Below are 26,601 nucleotides of genomic sequence, written 5' to 3' on the forward strand. Positions count from 1 at the left end.
CTATAAGTTTCCTTCGTTCAAAAGCCCTACCATTAGAGAGATATCATGTTGTTACCAAAATTTAGGGAAAAACCTTTATATAAGACAGAGTTAGGAGAGGCCTACGTAGCTGATTCCTTAAAAATGCTTGCTCAGCTACCTGATAATTCTGTCAATCTGGTGATGACTTCCCCTCCTTTTGCTCTACAACGTAAAAAGGATTATGGTAACAAAGACCAACATGAGTATATTGACTGGCTGGCTGAGTTTGCATCTCTTGTTTATCAAAAACTGAAGCCGGATGGGTCATTTGTAGTTGATCTTGGCGGAGCATATCTAAAAGGTGTTCCTGTACGCAGTTTGTATAACTACCGAGTTTTGATTAAGTTCTGTGACGAAATAGGTTTCCATTTAGCGGAAGAATTTTTCTGGTTTAATCCGTCAAAGCTTCCATCTCCGATTGAATGGGTGAACAAGAGAAAAATCAGGACTAAAGATTCTGTAAACACTGTATGGTGGCTGTCCAAATCAGAATGGCCAAAAGCTAATGTTAGTAATGTTCTGACTGAATATTCAGACAGAATGAAAAAGTTAATAAAAAACCCTGAAGCTTATTATAGTCCGGCAAAACGTCCCTCTGGGCACGATATAGGATCTTCTTTTGGTAAGGATAATGGCGGAGCGATCCCATCGAACCTTCTTCAAATACCAAACTCAGAGGCAAGCTCTAAATACTTAAAACTATGTAAAGAAGTTGGTATTAAAGCTCACCCAGCACGATTCCCTGCAAAACTGCCGGAGTTTTTCATTCGTTTCTTAACTGAACCTGGAGATCTAGTGATAGATATTTTTGCAGGCTCAAACACCACTGGTTATGTTGCTGAAAAAGAAAAACGCCACTGGTTAGCCTTTGAGCAATTGCCTGAGTATCTTGAAGCATCACTGTTTCGATTTCTTGAAGACAAACCGCTGGACGAAATAAAAATGAAATACGCAGAGATTTCTAAGAAAGAGGTCATAAGTTAGTTTTAAAAATTAAAAAGCCGGGATTAACCCGGCTCTTTTTTTTCAGTTTTAGTGGTCTATATTCGTTGACATATTACCTGATAGTGCTGTCAAATCCGCGACCAAGCCGAATAACTCTATCCCTTTCACATACGCTTCGGTTAGTAATCCTGACTCAGGTTATATTAGTAGCCACACAAAATCTTTAGATTATCTCTTATATTTTTATGGTATAAAAAATCTCTACCTTCGTTAAAAGTCAGGGCTATATAGCTTTATTTATTTTACTGTTTCTGAATCACCTGTTGCCAGTGCAAGCAGAACTGGCCCCTCTACGAACCCTTGATTTTACGGTTTCTGTTTTTAAATTTAGAAGACGTGCACAAGCTGAGATATTGGGAATTTCTGAAAGCTTGTCAACAGGAACATCTCACCCAATGACCTGACCATTCTAGTCATCTTCAAATATGATTTTCATTTATTATCCTCTATGAATTGATGAATCAATGGGTATAAAAGGTGAAGGGGTGCATAGTGTACTCCAACACCTAATAAGCCATGACCTGCCCCCAGTATTAGATACAACCATCAGTTAGTAATGTCGGTTTGTTTACCTTCACATTTTCCATTCCGCCATCGTGCTGCAAACTCTGATGGCGTCTGATAATTTAGTGCTGAATGTGGACGACACTCGTTATAATCCTGCCGCCAGTCATTAATGACTTTCCTGGCGTGAACGATATCGCTGAACCAGTGCTCATTCAGACATTCATCGCGAAAGCGTCCGTTAAAGCTCTCAATAAATCCGTTCTGCGTTGGCTTGCCCGGCTGGATTAAGCGCAACTCAACACCATGCTCAAAAGCCCATTGATCCAGTGCGCGGCAGGTGAACTCCGGCCCCTGGTCAGTTCTTATCGTCGCCGGATAGCCTCGAAACAGCGCAATGCTGTCCAGAATGTGTGTCACCTGCACGCCTGAAATCCCAAAGGCAACAGTGACCGTCAGGCATTCCTTCGTGAAGTCGTCCACACAGGTCAGGCACTTGAGCCTGCGACCGGTGGCGAGCGCGTCCATGACAAAATCCATCGACCAGGTCAGGTTGGGCGCCGCCGGGCGGAGCAGCGGCAGACGTTCTGTTGCCAGCCCTTTACGACGCCGTCTGCGTTTTACGCCCAGCCCTCTCAGATGATAAAGGCGGTACACGCGCTTGTGATTAACATGAAGGCCTTCACGGCGCAGTAACTGCCAGATGCGGCGGTAGCCAAAACGCCTGCGCTCCAGTGCCAGCTCAGTGATGCGCTCTGATAAATGCGCATCAGCCGCCGGACGCAGAGCCTCGTAGCGGCAGGTCGACAGGGACAAACCTGGCAGCCTGCAGGCACGACGTTGCGACAGACCGGTCGCATCACACATAAACTCAACGGCTTCCCGCTTCTGGTCTGTCGTCAGTACTTTCGCCCCAGAGCCACCTGGAGTGCCTCCTTATCCAGCATGGCTTCGGCAAGCAGCTTCTTGAGTCTGGCGTTCTCTTCTTCAAGCGACTTCAGGCGCTTAACCTCGGGCACCTCCATACCACCATACTTCTTACGCCAGGTATAAAAGGTGGCATCGGAAATGGCGTGCTTGCGGCAGAGTTCACGGGCAGAAACCCCGGCTTCAGCTTCGCGGAGGATACTGATGATCTGTTCGTCGGAAAAACGCTTCTTCATGGGGATGTCCTCATGTGGCTTATGAAGACATTACTAACATCGCGGTGTGTTAATCAACGGGGAGCAGGTCATTGGGGCTGTACAACGCCACACATCGGGCTTAAATGCGTATGATCAATCCGTGATGGGAGAGTTTAAAGACGTTGGCTGCGTCATGAGCTTCAAGTTGGGTATTGCTACGTGTTTGAGCCTGGAACTACACGCCACTGTAAGTTAGAATCCCAAATAGCCACTACTAACCACAGAGGCATTTTCGTGTGTCAGGGTTCAGTACAGTTTCAGGTGACAGAAAGGTAATACAGGAAGCTTAACCTTCTGTTTTAATTGAAATTATTCTGTATGGTGCGAAGGCCGGACTCAAATAATAATTCAACCACTTGTTTTTATTATTTATTTTTAAATTAAAAACCCAAAGTGCCCCCATTTGTGCCCCCTGATTTTTTTTAGCGATTTCAACTTGCAGGGTTCTCAATACGGTTAAAAACTGGTCGTGTGGAAAACTATCAAACCCATTGGTTAGGTTCCGAAAGACGAAACCTAACCACGCTCTATGCCTTTCTGATGGATCTGGGTGCACTTAAACTGTTCAGTTAAAAAGCCATCGTCCAGCTTTTGCCGACTCAACAAGCATAAAAATCGTAAGGGGCTTTGGTTCAACATCGGGGACTCTTTGCGACTTAGGCCTTAAGAAATTGGGCAGAAAGCCTTTTTCGTAAGGCCAATATGCAAGAAAGTCAAATTCGCTACTATCAACGTTAAATCTTTGGAAATAGTCATTCATTATTTCATCACCAGTCTCTCTGGCCCAAGGATACTTACCTGTTGAGAGGCTGGTTTCGAGCGTTAATTCAGGCTTATCTCTTGAGAAAAGGGGTTTAGAATTATAATTATTGTCGTACCACTCAAAAATAGCGCTTTCTATCGTGTCCTTTACCATAGCTTGTCACCATTCTTTGCAATCAGGTTATAGGTATGGGTTGCTTTCCATGCGATTTGTGTCACGTCATTTAATATAAAGCCAATACCTAGTATTGGTATCCAGCGTCCAGCAAACGCCCCCAGATTATTAACGTAACTAAATTTAAGTCGTTTGATACTTTCAGTTGTAAGAGTTGGCCAGCGGTTCACTCTTATGTTCAACCAAACGCGGAGGTTTGCACTCAAGATCGACGTCCCCTTAGTGGCCCCAGCCGGTTTTCCCCGCGTCGTTTGAGTTGGTTGTCCTAAAATTATAAGTGCCAAAGTAGCTATATCCTCGACACCAAGCTGTTTTTGAGCCTCATCCAGAAACACGAAGAAAAAAAGCTCTCCAGCGGTGAGATTGAACATTCCTTTGTAAAAATACGTTCCACCCAGCTCTTCAACTGTATCCATTTCGCACCTCGTTTGTGGCTCTCTGAATACCATATCTGTCGAATTGATGTTCGTCCAGAATCGACGTTGGTTAATAACGACTCAATATGATGTCGTGATTCCCCATAAAAAAAGATTTTATGAATAATCCTTCACACTGTTCACCTTTTGTTTTTATGCATTCATATCATAAGGTTAGGTGGTGATGAATGGGTGAAGGGTGACGCATATCCTTCACCACAGGTGTATAATGGGTATAAAAAAACCGGCTTTCGCCGGTTCAGGTTGTCATGCTGCGTTCGGATCGTCGCACTTCGGCAGCCAGTCGGCGCTGCTTTCGTCCGTCAGCCCCAAGTTGGTCTGCATCCCGAACTATAATCGACGCTTCAGAAAATAGCTCTTATCATCCTCACATCAAAATGCGGGCTCGTCGTGAAGTATTGGGGTTGGTTTCAGTCAGCTATGAGCGATTAACGGACATTGCAAACACTCTTCTGTGCAAATCGACGGGAAGTAGTTCAGACTGTCTGTTTTACAGCCCGTTTTTTCCGGAAACGTGAACCTGCGGACCGGACGCTCACCGGCTGAGTGCCCGGTGCCGGGTTTAAAGACCCAGCACGCCTGCCAGGCCACCGATATCCCTGATTTCATGATACTGATAAAAAGGCGTGCCCGGCTCGTGGCCACGCTGTACGAAAACCTTATGAACAATGCCCATATCATGCGCCGTCATCAGGTCATAACGCATGCTGGATGAAACGTGCATAATCTCTTCCGGTCCGCATCCTAGTTGATCCAGCATATATTCAAACGCCTTCATGTGCGGTTTATAAGCCTGCGCCTGCTCTGCGGTATACACCGCGTGAATGGGGGCACCCAGTCTGGGCACATGGTACGTGATTAAATCGTTCATCGAATTCGTCAACAGAACCAGAGGAATCTCTCTGGCCACCTTGCTCAGTCCGGCAGGAACATCCGGATGCGGTCCCCAGGTCGTCACAGCGTGATTAATGGCCGCACAGTCCGCGTCATGACAGACAATTTTCCATTTTTTACAGGTACGTCTGACGGAATTGTTCACAACTTCCGCGTAGGGTTTCCAGGCACCAAGCACTTCATCAAGACGATAAGCCGCAAAATCTTTAACAAATGCCGCCATATCGTTGACGTCAATTCGATCGGCAAATTGTGTTCTGGCTGCGCCGGCCATATCGAAATTGATCAAGGTGCCGTAGCAGTCGAACGTAATATACTTTGGTTTGAACAGCGACATCGTCATATTCTCCTGGTAGTCAGTTATTTTTAAAGCGTGCTGGCGATCATTCTTAATTAAACATCTCTTCCATTACGTCGGTCATGACAGCAAGAAGGTAGTGCGCGTTTTCGGCAGAGAAAACCAGAGGTGGCCGTATTTTTAAAACATGGCTGTCCTTACCACAGGCGCTGATGAGAATCTGGCGCGCCCTTAAACGGTTAACCACATCCAGCGCATATTCTCCGGCCGGTTTTTTAGTTGCATTATCGCTGACCAGCTCCGCGCCAATAAATAATCCGCTGCCTCTGACATTACCTATAACGGGAAAGCGTTGTGCCAGCGTATTCAGCCCGTTAATCAGTAACTGGCCCGTTTCAACGGCGTTCTGTTGCAGCTGTTGTTTTTCGATAACATCAAGCACGGCCATCCCGGCAGCGCAACTGACCGGGTTACCGCCAAACGTATTAAAATAACGGGCAATCCCGGCGAAGCGTTGCAAACAGGCTGGCCGGGCAACCACGCCACCAATGGGAAGACCATTGCCCATGGGTTTCCCCAGAATGACTAAATCGGGAACAATACCGTGGCGCTCAAATCCCCACATGTGCGTGCCCAGCCGGCCAAATCCTGGCTGAACTTCATCGGCAATAAACAGCCCACCCGCCTCACGAATCGCAGCCACTGCCCCATGTAAAAAGCCTGCCGGCCCGGAATAAATTCCGTCGCTTGAAAAAATGGTATCGGTGACCAGCGCGGCGGGACGAATACCGTGGCGCTGCAGATCGGCTATGGCGTTGCGTACAGCCTCTGTGAATAAATCGGCCGTATTGCCCTCGCCCTGGTGATAAGCATTGGGTGCCGGGATAACACGCACGTGAGCGCCCAGCGGCACCCCCTTACCCAGCGACGGTGAGATTTCAGCAACCGCGGCAGTAATACCGTGATAGGCATTTTCCGTCACAATGATGCCCGTACCGTCTGTGTGACAGCGGGCAATACGAAGCGCGAGGTCGGACGATTCACTGCCTGTGCAGGTAAACATGACATTGCTTAAGGCTGAGGGAAACGTTGAGACCAGCCGTTCGGCATAATCCAGTACCACCTCATTCAGATAACGTGTATGCGTATTCAGCGTGCATAATTGCCGGCTGACCGCGTCAGTGACGGCGGGATGACAATGCCCCACTGCGGGTACGTTGTTATAAACATCCAGATACGCTTTACCATGTTGGTCATAAAGCCATACACCTTCACTGCGAACGACGTGCAGCGGATGTTTATAAAATAATTTATATGAGGGGCCCAGCACACGGCCCCGACGCGCAATTAACGCGGCGGTATGGGGATCCAGGATGGTATTTTCAGACGGTTCGTAGGCATTTACCATTAGGGCAGGTTTCATCATTCCCCCTCAGTTACAGGCCGCGCGCAGTATTCTGCGGGCAGATAAAAAATCGATTGATATTAACCGGGAGAGTCCCAGCCACGCAGAGTGGGTATTTTTTAAGATGTATTTTCTGTTTTCCGGATAGAGACGAGCGCGATATTCGGTAATGACGATCGTCATACATAATCTGGCGATAATCAGGTCATACAGCATATCAATTTCTCCCCTCTCGAGCGGAAAGACAGAATGATAGCCCTGCACTAAAGGAATAATATGATCAAACGGATTTTCACCTGAAAGATGATAACTTGCTGCAATGGCAATATCGTTCACGCGCGCCGTATGCGTCATATCACCGAAATCAAAAATACCCGATATACTTGCCGGTTCGTTAGGTGACATGACAAAATTATGCGGATTCATATCGGCATGAATGATCTGCTTACTGAAGTTTCTAATCGGCCCCAAAATCCGCGTATCGATGTTGTCGAAAAACTGATAAACCGATTTCCATTTTTTGTCCGGGCAGTGACCGGGCAAAAAGACCTGACAGTCAGCGATATGACTCAGATCCCAGTTTAAAGGCCGGAACGCACCATCATGACGAAAGTCTTTTAAAACGTGTCCCAGACGGGCCAGCATCACACCGATATTAAAGAACTGTGTCTCACTCTGCGGTAAAGTTCGCAGAGGAACGCCGTCAAGCCAGGTGCTGAGCCAGGTCAGACGCGGTGGCGTCCCGGACTGAGCATCCAGCGTCTGACTTAATAACACAGTCTGGCCGGTCCGACTTTTTATGATCCTCGGCACTGGTAAATCCGGTGCCTGCCGGGCTATCCACTGCAACGCCTGCACCTGCAGGTCCGTTGTTTCGGGACAGTCAGCGGGGTTGGCCAGCCGCAATATACCGCGCTTCCCGGAAGCATCCTCCAGACAAAAAAGCTCATCCCGCTCGCTGGCCAGCCGGTGAGCACGGGCCTCCCAGCCATAATTTCGCCTGACAAAATCTTCAATGCGCTGCGGCGAAGACGCGTCCACCGACGTGATCATACTGGCATGAAGCCGGACATCATAAGACTGCGCCATAGTTTGTCCCGGTGTAGAAGCAACCGATTTCACAGCCGCCCCGTTACCCGGCAATAAAAATTGCAGATGATGGCACAGCGTGATTATCCCCCGATGAGGTTGGCTGAAAAATAAGACATAATGGACTGACCCTCTATAGCCAATCCGGATCAATTTTTATGTCCACTTCGCAATCCGTTCTGCTCTGCGACCTTATTCTTCAGGATATTGATGCCGATGCGCATCGTCCCCTGCAGGTCAGGATTTTCAGCATTATTCAGAAGGCAATACTGGGTGGCATGTTGATTTCCGGATCCAGGCTGCCCTCAACACGTCAGCTTTCTGCTGAGCTCGGTGTGTCACGTATGACGCTGACGCTGACCTATGACAGACTCTCCGCTGAGGGCTACATTGTTTGCCAGCGTGGCAAAGGCACCTTTGTCGCCGACATTGCACCTCCAGCAAGCCCCCGTCTGGTGCCTGCGCCCTCAGAGGCCCCGTCGGCGTTGTCATCGCGGGCAAAAATCATGATTTCAGGTGCTTCCGGCGTTTCGCAGCATGCAGGCGCGTTTGTACCCGGGGTAGTTGAAACCAGTAACTTTCCCTTTCCGGTGTGGAAGCGCATGCAGAACCGCCATATCCGTCGGCCTGCGGCGCACATGACCGGCTACGACAGCGAAGGCGGCTATTTACCTTTGCGCGAAGCGCTTGCGCATTACCTGCAGGTTTCCCGCTCGGTGGTGTGCCAGCCGGAACAAATCCTTATCACCATGGGCAGTAATCAGTCACTGAGCCTGTGCGCCCATATGCTGGCGGATCCCGGTGACAGTGCGTTAACAGAGGAGCCCTGTAACTGGAGCACCGCCCTGCTCTGGCAGGCAGCAGGACTGAACGTTATCCCCGTACCCGTTGATGATCAGGGCATTGATATCGGCCAGTTTTCGTTTGCGGCCCCGTTTCCCAGATTGCTGTTCACCTCGCCGTCTCATCAGTATCCGATGGGCGTTGCGCTCACGTTGCAGCGCAGGCGCCAACTCACCGAACTGGCTGCCGAATACGGCTTCTGGATCGTTGAGGACGACTACGACAGCGAGTTCCGTTACGACAGGAGTCCGGTCTCGTCTCTGCAGGGGCTGGACAGCTACCAGCGCGTTATTTACTGCGGGACGTTCAGTAAAGTCATGTTTCCGGGATTACGCATCAGCTATATGGTGTTGCCGGAAAAACTCGCGGGCGCCTTTAAAAAAGGGCTGGTTCAGCTTTATCGCCCCGGCCAGTTTACGGTGCAGGCGGCGCTGGCTGACTTTATCAGTGAAGGCTATTTTTCCACCCATATCAGACGGATGCGCGGGATTTACGCTGAGCGTCAACACACGCTGCGCAGCGCACTGACTCAGGCCTTTGGCAATGAAGTCACGATGTCCGGGGGGAATGCAGGGCTGCACCTGACGGCCCTGTTTAATGCGTCAGTTGATACAAACAGGATGATGGCCAGTGCGGCCAGCAAAGGTGTCGCGTTAAGGGGGCTCGGACACTATTATTTTCAGCCCCGTCGAAGCAATGGCTTTGTGCTGGGCTACGGTGGCATAAAGAGCGAAAACATTGCTTCGGCCGTCAACATTATGGCGGAATCAATCTGACGGGCCTTAAGCAGGCATGAAGAGCGATAACAGTCGTAGAGGTGTTATCCCCCTCAGACAGGGTAACCATCGATAAACAGATGTGAAAACTTGCTCACTGTTGTTGTGGTTCCCTGAAAATGGAAGCTGGCTTTTGTAACGGTGATTTCTGTGCTGCGTGAAATATCTGATTCAGGCTGAGCTGACAGTTTGCTGACTGAAGTGCTCATGATTGTAAACGGGCAAAGTCTGCTATGAGCGAAAAGCGGGCGCTCGCAAACGTCTTACGTTTAGTTACTTAAAAAGGAAGATTTAGCTGTAACCATAATGAAACATTTCTTAAATTACGCTGTTAATACATTAAAATAAAATATCAATTCGATATGAAAAAGTTATGTTTTATGGATACATGGAAAATAAATCTTATCGCAGTATGGTTAGGATGTTTTTTTACTGGCATGGCTATCAGTCAGATTCTCCCTTTCCTTCCGCTTTATATTGAACAGCTGGGCGTTCATAATGATAAAGCATTAACTGTATGGTCTGGAGTGACGTTCAGTGTCACATTCCTCATCTCAGCATTTGTTTCTCCTTTATGGGGTGCTGTTGCTGATCGCAGAGGACGGAAACTCATGCTTCTGAGAGCCGCTTTGGGTATGAGTATAGTCATATTGCTGCAGGCGTTTGTTCAACATCCCTGTGTAGTGGTTTACTGAATTTGGCCACCTGAATAGAGGTGATATGCTCATCTCAGAACAACACAGGTGTCCCAATGAAAAAAAGAAATTTCAGCGCAGAGTTTAAACACGAATCAGCTCAACTGGTCCTTGATCAGAACTACACCGTTGCAGCTGCGGCCAGTGCTATGGATGTGGGTCTTTCTACCATGACGCGATGGGTAAAGCAGTTGCGGGATGAACGACAGGGCAAAATACCTAAAGCCTCCCCTATAACCCCGGAACAGATTGAAATACGCGAGCTGAAGAAAAAGCTACAACGCATTGAAATGGAAAACGACATATTAAAAAAGGCTACTGCGCTCTTGATGTCAGACTCCCTGAACAGTTCTCGTTAATCGGGAAACTCAGAGCGCAGTATCCTGTGGTCACACTTTGCCACGTGTTCGGGGTTCATCGCAGCAGCTACAAATACTGGGAAAAAAGCCCCGAAAAGCCAGACGGCAGGCGAGCGGTGTTACGCAGTCAGGTTCTGGAACTGCATAACATCAGCCATGGCTCTGCTGGCGCAAGAAGTATCGCGATTAAGGCAACCCTGAGAGGCTTCAGAATGGGACGCTGGCTTGCCGGCAGGCTCATGAAAGAACTGGGGCTGGTGAGTTGTCAGCAACCTACCCACCGGTATAAACGTGGTGGTCATGAACACATCGTTATCCCGAATCACCTTGAGCGACAGTTCGCAGTGACAGAGCCTAATCAGGTATGGTGCGGCGATGTGACGTATATCTGGACAGGCAAGCGTTGGGCTTACCTCGCTGTTGTTCTCGATCTGTTCGCAAGAAAACCGGTGGGCTGGGCAATGTCATTCTCACCGGACAGCAGGCTGACCATCAAAGCACTGGAAATGGCGTGGGAAACTCGCGGTAAACCAGCCGGAGTGATGTTCCACAGTGACCAGGGTAGCCACTATACAAGCAGGCAGTTCCGGCAGTTACTGTGGCGTTGCCGGATCAGGCAGAGTATGAGCCGACGTGGAAACTGTTGGGACAACAGCCCGATGGAACGCTTCTTCAGAAGTCTGAAAAACGAGTGGGTGCCAGTGACAGGTTATATAAACTTTAGCGAAGCTGCACATGCGATCACAGACTATATCGTCGGGTATTACAGCTCGCTAAGGCCGCATGACTATAACGGTGGGTTACCCCCAAACGAATCGGAAAACCGATACTGGAAAAACTCTAAAGCGGTGGCCAGTTTTAGTTGACCACTACAATATAGAGTGGAACAACTACGCGTCGAATTCCGTCGGCCCGCATATACCCGGACACAGCCCTTATTGACCACTCTTTTACGGGACTCATGTAAAGTATAGGCTGTCCAGGGCGATGATACCGCCCGCTACTTTCTGGTTTTGGGAGATCAAGGACATAAGCCAGCCTTTCTATGGGAACAGTACGAAAAAAATAGCCACTCATTCTTCTTAAAAATTTCTTGTAGGCCTGACTCATATTACCTCGCAGAATTAAAAAATGTGCCTTATACGATGAAGGTAAGATGTCCGATAATGCATATCCAACGTTACAGAATGTCCGTTTATGGCACAAAGCGGACAGGCTGACTGAGATGAAGGTCCGCTCTGAGCGAAAAGCGGACGCTCGCAGTTAGCCGACAGTAGATGAAGAATTGGCTGAAGCCGTGCATTCATATACAGGGAGCAGGTCAGGCATAATGGAAGAATGATATCTGTCGAACATTCCGGCGATATCATGTAAAGAATCACCTTGCTTATATCTGTCGCAGATAATTGCATTTTGCTCTGGAGTTTAGGTAATCCGCGTTCTTCGTTTCATGGCAACGTCCCTCCTTGTTTAAGGATAGCGTTGCATCGACCCATTGAACTCATAGCACAAAGCGGACAGGCTGACTAAGTTGAAGGCCCGCTATGCGCTGTAAGAAAATACAGCCCTATATGCCGATTCGGGCATGCTCATTCTGAGGAATGGAGAAAACAGTCTCTTCATTGATACCAAAATGCTCGATTAACATCTTACATTGCTCATCATGAGAAAGTGTCGAATGGATCTCCTTTCCATCAGAATCCCTGATTATCAGTTCGCCTTTAACAATACCTGTAATAGTATTATTTCCGGCCAACCTTATAAGGAGAGAACCGTCAAAACGACTATTATCCCTGCTGAGTTCATGTCGGCGCGTATACTCCGCTTCCACTGCATCTGACTCAAGCAGCCTACAGTCAAGCCAGGGGCGACCCAGAGGTTTCCAGTTAATACACCAGTGTCCCTCAGAAAAATGTACCCGGGTTCCCCAGACCGAATGATTTGATTGCCACTCTCTCAAAGGAAGAGGAGCACCATGCAGCATCGTAGCGTCAATAACATAGGTTTCATTGTCTAAAGGCACTAAAAGCGTACCATGCCCTGGCGAGTTGAATGATGCCGGATGCGCTGAAAGCATCGTTGATATTCCGTATTGAACCGGAAAATTGAAATGTTTTAATAAAGCATATAGAGCACCATGGCCAGCCCAGCACGTTCCACCGGTTCCATTTGCCAACCAGTGAGAAAAGAAGTCATGAGGGTTTGCTCCAGGCAAGGGTTTGATTGTATTGCTGGTGCTGTCTATTCGCTTACGTATATTGTCGAATGGAACATAACGACACCATGCCCGATAGAGCTCTCCAAGCCCCTCTAGCGTAGGTTCTGGCGGTCTGGGGATTCGGAGTTTTTCCATCACTCGCTCAATCTGACTATTCAAAAGTTTCAAATTAAAACCATCCCTAATGATACATATTTCATGAAATTTTGGCGTGTTTAGTCGCGAGTATTTGAAGCGAAAAATACATACAAAGCTGTACAAGCCATCAGGCTAGAAGAAATGCAAAATGCTGTCTGAATGCCATAGAGTGCTGAGACTTTCCCCCAAGTCAGGCTCCCAAGTGTAAGAGATCCATAAAAGCACATGCTGTAAACCGACAATGCACGGGCCCTGAGTGATGAATCAAAAACCGACTGAGCAGAGGAGTTCATAGTCGATACAATGGATGCCCATGCAAAACCTCCAACTATGGCAACTGGCACAAGAACAATCACAGGTGCTCCAGTTGAAAAAATAAACAAAAACATACCATACACGCCACAGGCCAGCGCAAGAAGTTGATGCCGGAATAATATCGTTCTTAATGTTGACAAGGAAAAGGCGGCGATCACTGCACCTGCACCAAATCCGCCCATCAGTAGTCCAAGAGTATGACTATTACCTTTTACTATGAGGCTTACATAAGCCGGTAGCATTGCCTGAAAAGTTGATACAGAGAAAAAAATCAGAGCAGTGACAATCAATATGCCCCTGAATTTTATGCTACCAGTACTAATTCTTAAACCTTCAGTTAACAAAGATAAAAAGCTTTTCTTTATATTTCTTTGAGATTTTGATGCTCCTTTATGCATCCAGAAATAAATTACAGCGAGTGAGGCAAGGCAGATAGCATTGGTAAAATAAAGCGCTGCTGCACCTGTGATGGCAAAAAGCATAGCCCCTAATGACGGACCAATGATTGATGCAAGGTTGTAGCTTAACCCGTTAAGCGTTGCTGCCGCTTCGATCTCTTCAGGTGCAACAAGGGAAGACATGGTTGCCTGCCATGCAGATGCTTTAAGTGCAGTACCTGACGCAGTCAGAAAAGTGAATATGAAAATTATACTAATGGCGGGTACAGAGAGCAGGCAGAAACTTGCAAGTATGATTGAAGAGATCATCATACTTACGTTGACACTTCCTAAATAACGAAAACTTTGATATCTGTCAGCCATAACCCCGCCCAGTACTGAAAAAAGGAATATTGGGATCTGTGTAAGGGTCTGTGCCATTGCAGATACAGATGGATCTTTAGTCTGAATTGCAACGAGCCATCCGGTAGCAAAAATCTGCATCCAGCTTCCTATGTTTGCCAGAAAATTCGCCACACACAGGTGGCGAAATTCGGGATGAACCAATGGACGGAATAAAGGGACTTTTAATTTAATTTCCTTATGTTCAGTTTTTTTAAGCATAAGTGACGGCTTTAAACTCCTTTGTAAGCCATTCAAAAACCTCTTGTGCATGGCCTGCATTTTTACAGGTCACAAAGAATCGAGCGGCGTAATCAATATTGGTCGTGGTGCCTTCAACAAGCTGCCCCTGAGAGACTTGCCAGTCGATATCCACTTCAGCATCTGTCACAGGTGTGTTGATGGAAATTACCTTGCCAGCGATTTTTGGGTATACAATGAAAAAAGATGGCCGCGACTGAAAACCAGATATTGAAGATACATCTGCAGTTGATACCTTTCTCCCGCTTTGTACCATTAACTCCAGATCGTACATATTGACGCCTTCCCAGCGATGATAAGCAGGAACAGTCATTAAGCCCGGCGAACGCGCTGCCACCTCAAGAAAAACCAATTCGTCACTACTACTACGAAACAACTCCATATGGAAACAACCATTCAAAGCTTCGAGTGAACTAAGACATTCTTTACCAAAATGGCTTATGCGTTTATGTATCTCCTCATCCCGGTCCACCATGATGGACCCAAGTGTTGTTCCTTCCTGTAAATCAGCCATGGGGCAGCTATAGCGGCTGACATTACTGTAAATCAACTCACCATCCTGGACTACGGTATCAAATTCATAAAGGTCGCCATGGATAAACTCTTCGGCTTCAAAATGAGCTAAGTCACCAGAGTTATCATTAATAAAACTGATGAAATCATGCTTATTGAAAATTTTATAGACCCCACGGCTACCAACAGAACAGCTCGGTTTAATTATAAACTTCTCTGAAAGCCTTTCTAAAAGGTTTTCATAATCATCAACTGATAAATTCTGATTTAACGCAGTATATCGCGGCACGCGAAGATTAGAACGATTGAGTGTCTCTTTCATGAGAAGTTTGTCTCTGAAAATTTCAACTCGTGATCCCATGTGATCATAAACCCCGAAGTGCTGGCGTATTTTTTCTGCCACTTCAAGGTTTGCTTCCTGATTGCAAAAAACTTTTACGTTTTCTTCGTGTGTAATAATAGATTCAAGTGACTCAATGCATTCATTGACATTAAGCTTAAATGTCATAGAACTTGCATCGTATACTTCATTGACACGAATAATCTTCGAATCACTGCTTATGAATTCAGGAATATGGTAGTCCATACTGGTAATAATGGTTTTATCATACTGACTGAGCAGTTGTTTAGAAAAAAAAGTAAAGTTTTTAGTGCCAATAAAAATGATTTTCATAACTGTCCTTGCTCAAGATTTTCTGTGATTTTATTAGCTATTTTCACTGCTTTCTGACGTAACAATTCAACGGAATTTGATATTAAAACCGAGCCTTGAGTAGGATAACCAAGTGAATAAAGACCGTTATTCTTGTTCCCGGAACTGTTTAATATACTCATGGACTCGAACTCGACTCTAAAACCACGCTGCTCATTAATCGCTACAGCGCCTGACTTGATGGCTTCATCAAATAATTTCAAGTGAGCATAAGCTTTCACTCCGGTCGTATTAATAACATAATCGAAATTAAGTAATGAATTGTTAGCTGAAACCTGAAAAATATTGTCTTTAAATGTGATTTTATAGTTTCCCCATATCATCCCAATTCTGCCAGATTTGTATATTTTTAAAAAGCGATTCGCACTCTCTGGCATGATGGCGCTCCGTAAATAATACATGCTTTTTTTCCATGTATTATTAAAATCCTGTTTCTCACAATCAGTGCGAAATGACCACAATTCATTGATAAATGGTGTTATTTCTATCATTATTTTTTGCCAGGAAGGCTGCTTTCTTGATGCCCTTTTTAAATCAACCTCCATCGAGCGAAAAGATGCAGGTGTTAATTCAATTACACCAGTCTGCCTGGCTTTCCACTTGATTGAATCAAGCATCTCATTACAAAGTGCAATAAGACTGGAATTTTTAATGTTAAGTCTGTTTAAAACGCCCATTAAGTTTTCGCCAATGAAAGTCGATTTGACTCTTGGCAGCACACCGCTACGTGATATTAGGGTGTAATTTCCACGCAGACCATAGCTTTCCAGCATTATACAGGCATCTATAGCGCTTTGACCTGACCCTAAAATACCTATTCTGCTAAATTCTTCTATAGAAGATAACTTTTCTTCATCGAAAATACTCAGTAATCTGTCTTTAACAGAGTCCTCAATGCTGTCAGGTGTTGAAACCTGAGCGCCGGTTGCAACGATACAAATATCAAATTCTTCAGAATACCCCGGGAAGCTTAATGTGTATTTATTGCCGACAAAAACACTCTTAACTTCAGCTTTTATTTTCCTGACAATACAACCCAGTGAAGAAAGTTTCTGCAGGCAAATTGACATTTTTTCCTCGAGGTATTCTCCATATACTCCTCTGGGAATCTCATTGGATTCAGATTCTTTTTTATGGGAGCGCTGCAACCATAGATAAAAGTCTAATTTGTCATATTCGCACACGCTCATTGTATCGATGGTAGTATTAAGGATAAGGCTTTTAACATTAGTGCGATATGCAAGGCCTCTACCAAGTAAAGTATTTTTTTCGAATATGGTTATTTCTGGCTTAGCAGTTATTTTACAAATTTTTTTGCTCAGGGATTCAAGTACCATTAATGATGAGACGCCCCCACCAATGATGGCAATTCTTTTTCTTTCGTTTCTTCTTAAAGATGAATCTTCCATGAAAAACCCATTAGCAGGGAGCGGGAATATTTTTTTATCACTTAAGGAATGATACTGGAAAGAGATTTAAAAAGTTAAGCGCACTAATGTTATGGCTTTGTGATATTGCTCACATTAATTTTAACAGTTTTACAAAAAAAATGATAACTTCACAAAAGTGTAATGGCACTGATTGTCACTTTTTAGGAGAGCAGCCCGCACTTAACTATCATTGTGCCAAGAGTGGTCATTTAAACCATTTGAACCTTAGCCCGCTGATAATTTCGACATGTCTGCGCTACTAAGCAGTGAAATCGGTTCTTCACGGATTATTTCAGGAAGATGTTAGAAACGTCCGCTTCTGGCACATAGCGGACTAACATTTTTTATCAGTCGCTGACTTTATGGTGAGCAGAGAATGTCAGAGCACATCGTTCAACACAGATGACCGGCGGATGTAAAAAAACCGGCTTTCGCCGGTTCTGGTTGTCATGCTGCGTTCGGATCGTCGCATTTCGGCAGCCAGTCAGCGCTGCTTTCGTCCATCAGGCCGAGGTTGGTCTGCACGCCTGTTTTCGTGCGCCGCTTCAGGTAGCTCCTGCCGTACTCGCGCAGGATGCTCTCCAGCGCCTGGCTGAAGGTCTTCATGCTGAGCGGGTTGCGGTAGCCGCTGGCCTCCATGTACGCCAGATAGGCGTGATAGAGGTAGCGGCGGGGTTGCAGGGGCCGGATGCCGGCGTTACCCATGAGCAGGCCGTTCGGCTCGGCGGTGGCAAACAGGTAGCCGCAGAAGTCCACCATCGGGTCGGCGTCGCGCTTGATACGCATGGCCTCGCCGGAGTTCTGCTGCTGCTGAAGCAGTGCGCGGGCGTCCTGCGGGTTGCTGAAGCGCTGCATCAGCTGGCGCACGATGACGGCCAGCTCCGCCTGCATCTTCTCCTTCAGCTGCGGGTCGCGCTCGTCCGCCGGGATGATTTCCGAGAAGTGCAGGATGACGCGACGGCGCGACACGCCCCCGCTGCGGTCGGTGAAGCGCATGGGGTTGTTGTTCACGGCCAGAATCACCGCCGGGATGTGGGTGGAGTAGGCGTCGCGGTATTTGGGGTCAACGGACACCGCATCGCCGCCGGTAATCGCCTTGATGCCCGCGCCGTCGCCGCTCCACTTCTCCTGGTCGGGCAGGCGGATGAGCGAATAGCCGATGACCGACGCGCGCTCGCGCGACGACTCCAGCGTCTCGATGGTGGCCGACACGGCGTTGTCCGTTCCCGCCAGCATGGTGGCGATTTCCGCCATGATGCTCTTGCCGCTGCCGCCGGGGCCGGTAACCTCCAGAAACAGCTGCCAGTCGTAGCGGTTCGCCAGCACCATGAACAGCGCGGCCAGAATCACGTCCCGCGTCTCTGCGCTGCGACCGGCGGCGCGGTCAAGCCACTGCCAGAAGTGCGGCGCGTGGCGCTCCAGCGTTTCGCCCGCCACCGGGCGGGTGTAGTCCACGTCGCTCACGGTGCGCAGCCAGTTCTCACGCCGGTGCGGGCTGAAGGTGCCGCTGCGGGTGTCGAGCACGCCGTTGCGGAATCCGATGAGCTGTCGCTGCGGCGCGGCCTGCTGGGGCAGCATCAGCTTCAGCGTGTCCACCACGCCCGCCACCTTGCCCGCCGAGAACGGGGCGCGCAGGCGCTGAAACAGCTTCGCCACGTCGCGCCCGAACTGGTTGCCGGAAATCACCTTCCACGCCCCGGCCTCATAGCGGCAGAGGATTTCGCCGCTGGCGTCCACCGCCAGATTACGCCCGTAGTGCTCCGCAACGCGCTCCGCCTTCTCGCTGGCGCTCATGGCCGTAAACTCGGCCTCGCTCATGGTGTCGAAGGGGCTGGCGGCGGGCGGTGCGGAGGCTTCCCGCATCGCCTGTCGGGTGGCGTCCTCACCGTGCGCGGTGAAGGCGTCGTTCCAGTCGCCGAACACCGGCGGCAGGGCCACCATGGCGTTGCAGGCTGCGGCGGCGTGTTTCGCCTTACGCTGGCCGTCGCCGTTCAGGTCGCGGTCGGCGGCAATCACCAGCGGCAGCGTCGGGTGCTTTTCACGGACGAGGCCGGCCAGGGAAAGGAGGTTAGCGGACGACAGGGCAATCCACACCGCGTCACCGGTCAGCGCGTGCACCGTCAGCCCGGTGGCGTAGCCCTCGGTGAGCCAGATGTGCTTTGGCGTGCCTTTGCCGCTCAGGACGTGGCAGGCGCCTTTCACCTGGCCGCCTTTAAGCGTGCGCTTGTCACCGGCGGCGTTTATCAGCTGGACGTTGACCAGCGCGCCGTCCGCGTCGTGCAGCGGTACAAGCAGGTCGCCGGGGCGGTAAGTGGTCAGGGCCACCTTGTGCGGCCTCGTGAGCGTCAGGCAGGTCTGCTCCGGCAGCCCCTTTCGGGACAGGTAGGCGTTGCCGGTGACTGCCTTCGCGCTGCTGACCAGCCGCTGCGCCAGCGTGGCCGCGGCCTTGCGGGCGGCCTCACTGTCCGGCTCTGCCGGTGCGGCCTCAGTCACCGGCGGCAGATTGCCGGTCAGGTCGTTCACGCGCGCGGCGGCCCCGGTCAGGCTCACCCCCAGCGCCTTCTGCACCAGGTCCATGCCGTCCCCGGCCCCGCACTGGTTGCAGAACCACGTCCCGCGCCCCTCTTTATCGTCAAAGCGGAAGCGGTCTTTGCCGCCGCACACCGGGCACGCCGTGTGCCGGTTCTTCACCACCTTCACGCCCAGCGCGGGCAGGATGCGGGGCCACTGGCCCCGCGCGGCGCTGGCCGCGTCTGATACGGTCATTTTCATTGTGTTTTCCCTCAGTGCAGCGGCGGCGCGTCGTGGATGCGCCCGCAGAGTTCGTCCATCACCACCTGGCCTAAAAAGCTCAGGCACGGGGCGGCCTTCAGCGGCCCGGCGGTCAGCAGGTCGTCGAGCAGCGCGCAGGCAATCTCCAGCCCGCGCGCCCGGCCGTGCTGGCGCAGGTAGAAGCCCTCCAGTTCGGTCTCAATGGCGCGCTCCAGGCGGGCCAGCGTCAGGCCGGAATGCCGCTGCTGCTCGCGGCACAGGGTGAGCCAGGCGCAGGCCACGGCGCGGCGGGACAGCGCGGCGCGCAGCTCCGGGGACAGGGTGCGTGCGTTCATGCGCCGACCTCCCCGTTCATCCAGCCGTCGCGGCAGCGGGTCACCACGTCGTCCAGCTGGCCGGTGATGAGAAACAGCAGCGAGGCCAGCTGTTCGCTGTCGGCAGGCTCCGGCGGCGTGCAGCAGTCGCGCAGGGCCGCCGCGTCACAGGCCAGACGTCCGGCGTTGCGCAGGTGCTCCAGGCGGGCAAGGTCGTCAAGGGTAATGGTGGTGTGATTCATGCGCGCACCTCCGCAACCGGCAGGCGGGCAGCAAAGACCAGAACACAGTCGCGGGCCAGCAGCTGGCGGGCGGCGCGTCCGGTGGCGGCAGTGGCGCGCAGCATCTGCACGCGGGCATGGCGCTCACAGCGGCGCACGGCGGCAAACACAAAGACAAATTCTGAATGCGGGGAATTAAGGACGGTAGCCATAAGGGCTGTCTCCATTGAGTAGCGGTTATCGCCACCACCGGAGTTCCTACGCTCACTGGTGGTGACCCGGACGGGGGTAGGAATACCGGCCTCAATGGATACCGGCCAGCCCGAAGGCTGCCCCGCCCGGGCCACCATTACGAGTACGGCGCAACGGATACAGAACCGTTGCCCGAATAACGGGTGCACTGAGGCTGAGACACAAAAAAAGACGCATGGCGCGTCTGGTGTCGCCATTGAGTAACTCGGGTTCCTACGCCCGGCTGCCGGTTTTGCGACAGCAGAGACACTGTACCAGGGAAGGCCCCCGGCGCGCAAGCCGGGGAAAGCAAAGAAATGCAGCATGACGGACAGTCTCAGCGGTGGGTGAAGGTCATGCCGCACGGTCCTGACCGCGGGCGGCGATGCGTTCGTTCATCCAGGCGTTCACCTCGCTGGCCGCCCACGCGACGTTCTTGCCGCCCAGGGAAATCTGCGCGGGAAAGGCGTCACGGCTGATGAGGTCGTAAATGGTCGAGCGGGACAGGCCGCAGACGTGAATGACCTCCGGCAGGCGCATGAAGCGCTCCTGAACCGGCGGTGCGTAAGGGGCTGACGGAGCCGCCGGGGCGGAGGGTGGTGCGGTTAAAGCGGTGTGCATGGGCTACCTCTCGTTGATTCCATACGGAGCCGGGCGGGTACGTCCGGCATCGGGCAGCTCTGTATTCTGGGCATATTTTTGTGGGAATCAACAAGGCGGGATTGTGTCACCACCCTTACAAAATGGTCATTTGCTGCTCATATAAAACGAATAGGAACGAATAAAAACATATAGAGACGAGGTAAAACCAGGGCTTAGTTTCTGGCTATTGAAAGTGAAAGATTAAAAGGAAATAACGCTGATGAATGTCCGGCGGGCTTTTTAAGACGGTGAACGATGGTGAACAGTGGGTGAAGGATGCTTTTTCAACTGTTCACCCTTTAATTTACTGTATTACTTATTTTTTTCTTTCCGGTGAAGAAAGGTGAAGGATTTATATAAAACTAAAAGTGGAGTGTGGGTTTCGTGAGACCTTTCCCTGGCTGGCCAGAAGAAGGGCCCTTTGTCTGAGCCGTCACACAATGTCATCCGGTGGCACCGCCTGTGCCAGCCCCGGCACAATTGACTGACTGAAAACGACCAGACAGGAAAACGAAATGGCCCTGAAATGTCCCGAATGCGGTCAGGTGGCTCATACCCGGACCAGTTCTTATGAAGCACCGTCCGTAAAGCGCACCTGGTACCAGTGCCGGAACCTTGACTGCTCCTGCACATTCACCGCACTGGAGAGCGTCGAGAGAATCATCATGAAGCCCGGCAGGCCTGTTGCCACTGAGGCAGAAGTGAAGAGCGGCACGGTACGTCAGCCGCAGACGCTTGGCCGGTACGGCTCAGCCTGTTCCCGCAGGGACCGGCACGCACAACCCTGAAAGAAAGAAGACGGCCAGAAATATGTAATGCCCGGCACCTGCCGGGCTTTTTTTATGTCTGTTGCGTGAGTGCATGACTATGCTGCATGAAAACGCATGAATTTCCGGCACCTGAAAACGTCAGCAAAGGCCAGCAGCGGTGCGCCCCGGAGCCACTCATGCAGGTGCATGAAAACCACTATGTTAAGTGCGCAGGCGTGGCGGGGCTACGAGCGCGCGTAACGGGGTATAATGGTGCTAGTATTACAATTATCGGGGAGCCAGCAGGTTATGAACGGGGGTAAATCTCGGCGCTTGGGGCGTTGTGGGCACGCAAGGATTTAGAGCTAAGAGCAGGGTGCCCAAGCAGAGCGACACAGCAAAGAGCATTTCAGGGGGCATAGGTTGAGGTCGGCATAAGAGAGAGGCGAAATAAACAACCGGTATCGGCTATGAGGCTGTGGGGATTAGCCCTCTGGCTCGCTCAGCTCGTGGTAGTGAGTAAAAGCATGACACTCGTGCGGTGATAGTTGCGAAAAGTTTAAGTCCTTAAAAAACCTGAACAACACTCGCCGTGGCGCAGAACTGTCCGCTATGTAAAATTATTTAAAAAATCCGAAACCCCGCATTTTCCGTAAAAAAAGTCATGCATGCATAAGTTGCATTATTTTACATGCTTTTTAGAGACATTGAACCGCCCGCCAGTATCAGCGCTGGTGTGCCCTGAGGCCGTTCATACTTCTGCAGTAAAAGCGGCTTATCAAGCGGGCGGGCGTGGCGTAGAGAACATTGTGTGCCGAATGACAAAAAGGTTTTTTCTTTAAAGGAAAAAATTGATACGTTTGTTCAACATGTTTGTGATTAGTTTCCCTGAAGTTCGTTCTTCCAAAAAAGTCCTTAAAAAATTTTCATACATACGACAAGGAGTGACCAAATGATTAAGTGTTTTTTGTCACATAGTTCCTCAGATAAAAAAAGCTACGTTAGAATCGTTGCCGAGAAGATAAGAAAGGAAAACAGAGTAATTGATGAAGAATCATTCGAGGAGGGGATGGTAACAGCAGAAGAAATTATAAAATACCTCGACTCATCATCACTGTTTGTTTTTTTCATATCAGATAACTCATTAAGATCGGAATGGGTTCAACTTGAACTAGATAGAGCAAAAGAGTTATTGGACGAAAACACAATAAAGCGTATCTATCCAATTATAATTGATTCAAAAATAAATCATAAAGACACAAGAATACCCGAATGGATGAGAGATAAATTAAATATACAATTAATATCAAGCCCATCACTAGCAGCAAGAAAAATCAATGCAAGACTAATAGAACTTGCTTGGGCAAACCATCCAAGACTAAAAGAAAGACGAGATATATTTGTAGGTAGAAATGACCAAATAAAACTAATTGAAGAAAGATTAGATGATCTACAAAGGCAAATGCCAACTGTGTTAATCGCTTCTGGACTCCCTTCCATTGGAAGGCGTTCCCTAATGACATACGCTTTACGGAAAGCAAATTTAGTAAACGACTCTTACGATTTTTCAGTAGTTTCTTTAACCTCTATGGATAGCGTTGAAGATTTCATTATTAAATGCTGTGATTTAGGTGTAGTAGAAGTTAACAACCTCCGAAAAGTTCTCGATGCTGATTTACAGAAAAAAATTGGAATAGCAAAAGATGTTGCTTTACAGATTGTAAGTGCTAATGAACGAATCATTATTGAAGACAGAGGTGTGATCGTTCAAAATAATGGGGATATAGCAGATTGGTTCCTTGAAGTAATTGACCATGTAAAAACAAAAGATTTTTTAACTTTTTTAATTGTAAGTCAATTTAGAGCCAAGCCATCATTACAACGCACAAATCCATCCTTTTTCAACATACACATTTATGAACTTGAGGAAGCAGAAAGAAATGGATTACTAAAGAGATATTCAGCATTTCAAGAAATTGATTTATCGAGAGATGATTCTTTATTTTTCTCCCAATTACTTACAGGCTATCCCGAGCAGGTTCTTTTTACTGTTGATCTTATTAAAGAAGAGGGGATTTTCTCAGCCAAAAAAAGCTCACATTCAATTCAACAATTTGGTTCAGATAAAGCTAAAATTGTTCTTGATACTTTTAATGAAGATACCTCTGTACTTGAATTTATTTATCTAATAAGTAGATTTGAGTTTGTAAGTTATGATGTTTTATTTGATATTGTTGATGAGAAAAAATATCTGCCAATACTTGAACATCTATTTTCACACTCTATTTGTGAAAAAGTTGGTTCCAATTCTGATTATATAAGAGTTAATGAAGTCATAAGAGATTATGTCAGCAGGAGTCGTTTTGCGAAAACCAGTCCATTTGATGAGGCTATTAAGAACCATGTAATGAATTTTAATCCATCCTCATTAGAGGTCGAGCAAGATGTTTCAGATTATATATTTTCTGGGCAAGAGGGCCTAATGTATGGGAGTGAAATTCCTGATAATTTACTGATTCCATCTATATTTATTAAAGCCATAAAAAAACTTTACGATGAAAAAAGAAGTTATATTGACGCACTCACCCTAGCAAATAGGTTACTTGCTAAGGAGAACTCAATCCATCATTCTGCAGTAGAACAGGTAAGATTCATAAAATGCCAGTGTCTGGCAAGAACACGCAATGGCGAATTTTATGAAGAGGTCAGAAAAATAAAAGAACCAGAAAGGACTTTTTTACATGGATTCAACTACAGATTAGGTGGGAAATTTGAGGATGCATCAAAATGCTATAATAAACTCCTTACTCCTGGGCGCAGAGATCCACGTGTCCTTGGTGAGTTAACATTAGTATATATGCAGAGTGATGAGTATGATCAGGCATATGACCTCGCTTACGAAAGCTATAAGAATAGGCCGGGTAATATTTTGAATGCAAATAATTACTTCACTTGTCTTATTTTACGAGAGAAAACGAAAGATAACAAAAAAGAATTGGAAGAGATAATTTCTAATATGGAATTAGATGGTTCACCAAAAGCAAAAGAGATAAGAGGCTCAGCACGCGCAAGGTTCATCGCATATTATGAAGATGATGAAGAACAAAGCTTTTCGTTAATTGAAAGTGTAATTAAAGAATTTCCCGATGTCAATTACCCGATACTTACTAAGGCCGAACTAGCTACACACTTCATGAACAGAAAAATGTTAAGAGAAGCTATAAATCTAATTGACAGCAATATTGCCAAGTTAAGTCAAACTTATCGGACAATAATAAGATATAAGGCCATGCTGATGGCTATGGATGGGCAACTAGCACAAGCTAAAAACTTAATAGAAAAAGAGCTAAGAGGACTTATAAATTCTTCTTATAGAAGACTAATAGATAGGCTAGAATACTTATACGAAAACCGCGCTAATTAAAAAATTCTCTGGGTGTGCAATGCCTATTGCACACCTTTCTAACATAATAAAATATCAATAAAAATCATCTTATAATAATTCGTTAAATATTTTATCCTTTAGCAAATTCATAAGGCGTTATGCATGACTTTTTATTACAATCCAAAAAATCGGCCCACCATTGCACCATTAATCTACGCTCATCCAAATGCTCAGATGTATGAATATAGGCTGCACGTACGTTATTACGCTCTGAATGGCTCAACTGTCGCTCAATAGCGTCGTCACTCCATAATCCTGACTCACCTAGCGCACCACGCGCCATCGTCCTAAAACCATGCCCACAAACTTCAGTTTTTGTGTCATATCCCATCGCTCGCAAAGCGCCATTAACCGTGTTTTCACTCATGACCTTTGTGGCGTCGTGATCTCCCGGGAAAAGCAACTCTTTATCCCCACTTATCTGCTTTAACTGGTTTAGCAGAATCATCGCTTGTCGGCTAAGAGGAACAACATGCTCCTCTTTCATTTTCATACCACGATAAGAGTAACGTACGCCCTTAATTTCTTCCCGTTTCGCAGGTACGCGCCAAAGTGATTTATTAAAGTCAAACTCATCCCAGCGCGCGAATCGTAACTCACTTGAACGCACAAAAGTGAGTAAGGAAAGCTCAACCGCGATCCTTGTCATTACACGGCCACGATATGCAGCAAGACGTGCAAGAAACTCTGGGAACCTACTGGAAGGTAAGGCAGGATAGTGCCGTGTTTTAGTTGTCGATAACGCCCCAGCCATATCACTCGCCGGATTAGAGTCGATATAATCGTTCTGTACGGCATAACGCATAATAGCCGTTACACGCTGCTGAAGACGCTGTGCAACGTCATGCTTACCACTGGCATCAACTTTTTTAATCGGGGCTAACAGATGGCTTGTCTTGAGCTGGCGAATGTCGGATGAACCGATATGCGGGAAGATATAAAGTTCAAGATAGCGAAGAACACGCGAGCTATGGTCTTCACTCCAGCGTTTGTTACTGGCATGCCATTCACGAGCGATAGTTTCGAAAGTATATGCTCCCGAATTCTCTGCCTGAGCTTCTTTCTGTTCGGCTTTAGGGTCAATGCCCTGCACTAACAGCTTTTTGGCTTCATCACGCTTTCCCCTAGCCTGAGCAAGGGTCACCGTAGGCCAAACACCAAAAGCGAGGCGATCCTCTTTTTTGTCAGAGGGGCGTCTGTATTTCATGCGCCAGTATTTAGAACCCTTGGCCGAAACCTCAAGATACAAACCGCCGCCATCGGCCATTTTATAGGTTTTGTCTTTTGGCTTTGCGGTCTCCACCTGTCTGGCATTGAGCTTCATTTGGGGGCACATTTCTAATCGAAGTTAAGATGCCCCCAATTATGCCCCCAACAGCATCCGGATTTCAACGGACAACCTCGGACGACTCAG

At 48.1% G+C, this 26,601-nt stretch carries 21 protein-coding genes and 1 pseudogene; 6 read left to right on the forward strand and 16 right to left on the reverse strand.

The window, feature by feature from the left end; genetic code table 11:
* Positions 1-45 precede the first annotated feature (45 nt).
* Positions 46-1,005: a DNA-methyltransferase gene (locus C1N59_RS17490; protein ID WP_394549971.1), complete on the forward strand. Its 960-nt coding sequence runs from the start codon at positions 46-48 to the stop codon at positions 1,003-1,005.
* 567 nt (positions 1,006-1,572) lie between these two features.
* Here C1N59_RS17490 and C1N59_RS17495 read toward each other — a convergent pair.
* The 6 genes from C1N59_RS17495 to C1N59_RS17520 form a co-directional block, all read right to left on the reverse strand.
* Positions 1,573-2,693 (reverse strand): IS3 family transposase gene (locus C1N59_RS17495; protein WP_394549972.1). Its coding sequence is split into 2 segments (ribosomal slippage): positions 1,573-2,435 and positions 2,435-2,693, totalling 1,122 coding nucleotides; the frame shifts between segments, so codons are not numbered across the junction.
* Positions 2,694-3,279: 586 nt separating this feature from the next.
* Positions 3,280-3,630 (reverse strand): DUF1493 family protein, encoded by a 351-nt coding sequence (locus C1N59_RS17500; protein ID WP_028722304.1) that lies wholly within the window; start codon positions 3,628-3,630, stop codon positions 3,280-3,282.
* Positions 3,624-4,067: an STM2901 family protein gene (locus C1N59_RS17505; RefSeq protein ID WP_028722305.1), complete on the reverse strand. Its 444-nt coding sequence runs from the start codon at positions 4,065-4,067 to the stop codon at positions 3,624-3,626. Before C1N59_RS17505 ends, C1N59_RS17500 begins: the two co-directional genes overlap by 7 nt.
* A gap of 583 nt (positions 4,068-4,650) precedes the next feature.
* Positions 4,651-5,319, reverse strand: a complete 669-nt coding sequence (locus C1N59_RS17510; protein ID WP_033737195.1) for a haloacid dehalogenase type II — start codon at positions 5,317-5,319, stop codon at positions 4,651-4,653.
* 52 nt (positions 5,320-5,371) lie between these two features.
* Entirely contained in the window at positions 5,372-6,703 is a 1,332-nt protein-coding gene (locus C1N59_RS17515; RefSeq protein ID WP_394550901.1) for an aspartate aminotransferase family protein, read from the reverse strand.
* 9 nt (positions 6,704-6,712) lie between these two features.
* The gene (locus C1N59_RS17520) at positions 6,713-7,927 is read right to left on the reverse strand and encodes a phosphotransferase (protein ID WP_394549973.1); all 1,215 of its coding nucleotides are present in this window, start codon (positions 7,925-7,927) and stop codon (positions 6,713-6,715) included.
* A gap of 5 nt (positions 7,928-7,932) precedes the next feature.
* Between C1N59_RS17520 and C1N59_RS17525 the strand changes: the two genes are divergently transcribed.
* The 3 genes and pseudogenes from C1N59_RS17525 to C1N59_RS17535 all read left to right on the forward strand — a co-directional run bounded on the left by C1N59_RS17525 (position 7,933) and on the right by C1N59_RS17535 (position 11,313).
* The gene (locus C1N59_RS17525) at positions 7,933-9,393 is read left to right on the forward strand and encodes a MocR-like pyridoxine biosynthesis transcription factor PdxR (protein ID WP_394549974.1); all 1,461 of its coding nucleotides are present in this window, start codon (positions 7,933-7,935) and stop codon (positions 9,391-9,393) included.
* Between the two features lie 380 nt (positions 9,394-9,773).
* Positions 9,774-10,067: pseudogene (locus C1N59_RS17530) on the forward strand (MFS transporter); the annotation flags it as partial.
* Between the two features lie 77 nt (positions 10,068-10,144).
* A protein-coding gene (locus C1N59_RS17535) for an IS3 family transposase (RefSeq protein WP_394549975.1) occupies positions 10,145-11,313 on the forward strand; the annotation gives its coding sequence in 2 pieces (ribosomal slippage) (positions 10,145-10,394 and positions 10,394-11,313; 1,170 coding nt in all).
* 701 nt (positions 11,314-12,014) lie between these two features.
* Here C1N59_RS17535 and C1N59_RS17540 read toward each other — a convergent pair.
* From C1N59_RS17540 to C1N59_RS17580, 9 genes are all read right to left on the reverse strand, one after another.
* On the reverse strand, positions 12,015-12,800 hold the full coding sequence (locus C1N59_RS17540; RefSeq protein WP_049791813.1) for an arylamine N-acetyltransferase family protein: 786 nt from the start codon (positions 12,798-12,800) through the stop codon (positions 12,015-12,017).
* Between the two features lie 80 nt (positions 12,801-12,880).
* Positions 12,881-14,119: an MFS transporter gene (locus C1N59_RS17545; protein ID WP_033737163.1), complete on the reverse strand. Its 1,239-nt coding sequence runs from the start codon at positions 14,117-14,119 to the stop codon at positions 12,881-12,883.
* Positions 14,112-15,344 carry an ATP-grasp domain-containing protein gene (locus tag C1N59_RS17550; RefSeq protein WP_033737165.1) on the reverse strand — a complete coding sequence of 411 codons (1,233 nt, stop codon included), beginning with the start codon at positions 15,342-15,344 and terminating at the stop codon, positions 14,112-14,114. The genes C1N59_RS17545 and C1N59_RS17550 overlap by 8 nt, the downstream gene beginning before the upstream one ends.
* Complete coding sequence (locus tag C1N59_RS17555; protein WP_394549976.1) at positions 15,341-16,792, reverse strand: FAD/NAD(P)-binding protein; 1,452 nt, start codon at positions 16,790-16,792, stop codon at positions 15,341-15,343. Before C1N59_RS17555 ends, C1N59_RS17550 begins: the two co-directional genes overlap by 4 nt.
* A 468-nt stretch (positions 16,793-17,260) precedes the next feature.
* On the reverse strand, positions 17,261-19,585 hold the full coding sequence (locus tag C1N59_RS17560; protein ID WP_394549977.1) for a phage/plasmid primase, P4 family: 2,325 nt from the start codon (positions 19,583-19,585) through the stop codon (positions 17,261-17,263).
* 11 nt (positions 19,586-19,596) lie between these two features.
* A complete protein-coding gene (locus tag C1N59_RS17565) occupies positions 19,597-19,920 on the reverse strand; it encodes a DUF5375 domain-containing protein (protein ID WP_058701181.1) in 324 nt (107 codons plus the stop codon).
* Positions 19,917-20,141, reverse strand: coding sequence for a hypothetical protein (locus tag C1N59_RS17570; protein ID WP_394549978.1), 225 nt, complete (start codon positions 20,139-20,141; stop codon positions 19,917-19,919). Before C1N59_RS17570 ends, C1N59_RS17565 begins: the two co-directional genes overlap by 4 nt.
* Complete coding sequence (locus C1N59_RS17575; protein ID WP_394550903.1) at positions 20,138-20,677, reverse strand: host cell division inhibitor Icd-like protein; 540 nt, start codon at positions 20,675-20,677, stop codon at positions 20,138-20,140. Before C1N59_RS17575 ends, C1N59_RS17570 begins: the two co-directional genes overlap by 4 nt.
* A gap of 28 nt (positions 20,678-20,705) precedes the next feature.
* Entirely contained in the window at positions 20,706-20,972 is a 267-nt protein-coding gene (locus tag C1N59_RS17580) for a helix-turn-helix transcriptional regulator (protein ID WP_394549979.1), read from the reverse strand.
* 536 nt (positions 20,973-21,508) lie between these two features.
* Between C1N59_RS17580 and C1N59_RS17585 the strand changes: the two genes are divergently transcribed.
* A complete protein-coding gene (locus C1N59_RS17585) occupies positions 21,509-21,781 on the forward strand; it encodes an ogr/Delta-like zinc finger family protein (protein ID WP_072193591.1) in 273 nt (90 codons plus the stop codon).
* 913 nt (positions 21,782-22,694) lie between these two features.
* A complete protein-coding gene (locus C1N59_RS17590) occupies positions 22,695-25,166 on the forward strand; it encodes a TIR domain-containing protein (RefSeq protein WP_394549980.1) in 2,472 nt (823 codons plus the stop codon).
* Positions 25,167-25,257: 91 nt separating this feature from the next.
* On the opposite strand, the gene C1N59_RS17595 is transcribed toward C1N59_RS17590, so the two are convergent.
* Positions 25,258-26,511: a tyrosine-type recombinase/integrase gene (locus tag C1N59_RS17595; RefSeq protein ID WP_394549981.1), complete on the reverse strand. Its 1,254-nt coding sequence runs from the start codon at positions 26,509-26,511 to the stop codon at positions 25,258-25,260.
* Positions 26,512-26,601: the final 90 nt, after the last annotated feature.

Source organism: Pantoea sp. SGAir0183 (genome assembly GCF_043545505.1).